The 1884-nt window shown below is 69.3% G+C and carries 1 protein-coding gene; it reads right to left on the reverse strand.

Annotated elements, in window-relative coordinates:
• Window positions 1-99 precede the first annotated feature (99 nt).
• A partial coding sequence (locus AX690_RS19220) for an efflux RND transporter permease subunit (RefSeq protein ID WP_197426914.1) occupies window positions 100-1884 on the reverse strand: 1785 nt, incomplete at its 5' end.

Raw genomic sequence — 1884 nt, forward strand, 5'->3', positions numbered from 1 at the left:
GAGCTGTCGCGGAGCGACTGAGGGGGCAAGCGCCGCTTAAGCCGAGCTCGCCCCCTCCGGCCCTCTGGGCCACCTCCCCCGCGTTGCGGGGGAGGATAGTTACTCCACCACCTTCGGCGCGGCGTGGTGCTGGTGGCCGAACAGCCGGTGCATCATCCGCTCCGAGCGGGTCCTCAGCCCGTCCATCAGGATGAACACCACCGGGATGTAGAGCAGCGACAGCAGGGTCGAGGTGATCAGGCCGCCGATGACGGCGATCGCCATCGGCGCCCGGAACTCGACCTCGGCGCCCAGGCCGACGGCGGTGGGCAGCATGCCCGCGCCCATGGCCACGGTGGTCATCAGGATCGGCCGCGCCCGCTTGTGGGCGGCGTCCATGATGGCCGTGCGCTTGTCCATGCCGTGCTCCTTCATCGCCATGATCGCGTACTCGACCAAGAGGATCGAGTTCTTGGCCGCGATGCCCATCAGCATCAGGATCCCGATCAGGGTCGAGATCGAGAAGCTGGACTTGGCGATGACCAAGAGGCCGAAGGCGCCGCCGATGGCCAGCGGCAGGGCCACCATGATGGTGATCGGGTGGGCGAAGCTGCGGAACAGCAGCACCAGCACGACGTACATCAGGAGGATGCCGGTGATCAGCGCGCCCAGGAAGCCGCTGACCATTTCCTGGATGAACTCGGCGTCGCCGGCGGCCACTTCCTTGACCCCAGGGGGCAGGTTCTTGACCGACGGCAGGGCGTGGACGCGGTTGGCGGCCTCGCCGACGACGATGCCGTCCAGCTCGGCGGTGATCGTCGCCACCCGCGATCGGTCGCGGCGGTCGATCTGCGAGGGACCCGCGCCAAAGCGCACGTCGGCCACGGCGTTCAGCGGCACCGCGCCGTCGGCCGAAGGCACCTGCAGGGTCTGCAGCACCGCGATGTCGCCGCGCGCGTCGTCGTTCAGACGCAGGCGGATCGGCACCTGGCGGTCGCCCAGATTGTACTTGGGCAGGTTCTGGTCGACGTCGCCGATCGTCGCCACCCGCACGGCCTGCGAGATCGCGCCGGCCGAGACGCCCGCGCGGGCGGCCTGGTCGGGACGCGGCGTCACGACGATCTCGGGACGCGCGATCGCGGCGGTGTTGACCACGTGCGCCAGGCCCGGGACCGTGCGCATCTCGGCCTCGACCTTGCGGGCGGCCGCTTCGAGCGCGGGACCGTTGTCGCTGACCAGGCTCAGCGTGTAGCTGCCGCCGCTCGAGGGCCCGCCGCCGTTGTTGCTGCCCGCGCCGATCCGCGCGCCGGGGATGGCGGCGAACTGGTCGACCATCTGGCGGCTGAACTGCTGCTGGCTGATCCGCTGGCCCTTGTCGGTCAGGTCGGCCGTCACCTGGCCCTTGTTGACCGCGTTGTTGCGGCCCACCGAGGCGTAGACGCTGACCACCTCCTGGCGGGCCAGGAGCTCTTTGGTCACGCGCTGCACGACCGCGTCGGTCTCGTCCAGGGTCGCGCCAGGCGGCAGCTCGACCGAGAACTCGGCGCGGCCGCGGTCGGCCTGGGGCTGGAATTCGAACGGCAGGCGGGTGGCCAGGAAGATCGAGATCAGGAACAGCGGAATGCCCATCAGGAGGACCTTCCAGCGATTGTTCAGACCCCACTCCAGGCTCTTCAGGTAAGGGCCCATCCACGGCGGGTCCTTGTCCTCGTGCTTGACGTCGGCCTTGAGCATGTAGGCGCCCATCAGCGGTGTCAGCAGGCGGGCGACGACCAGCGAGAACAGCACCGAGATACAGGCGGCCAGGGCGAAGGCCTTGAAGAACTGGCCGATGATCCCGGGCATGAAGCCCACCGGCGCGAACACCGCCACGATGGTGAAGGTGGTGGCCACGACCGCCAGGCC

Origin of the sequence: Caulobacter sp. CCH9-E1 (assembly GCF_001556515.1) — a bacterium.
Classification (GTDB): domain Bacteria; phylum Pseudomonadota; class Alphaproteobacteria; order Caulobacterales; family Caulobacteraceae; genus Caulobacter.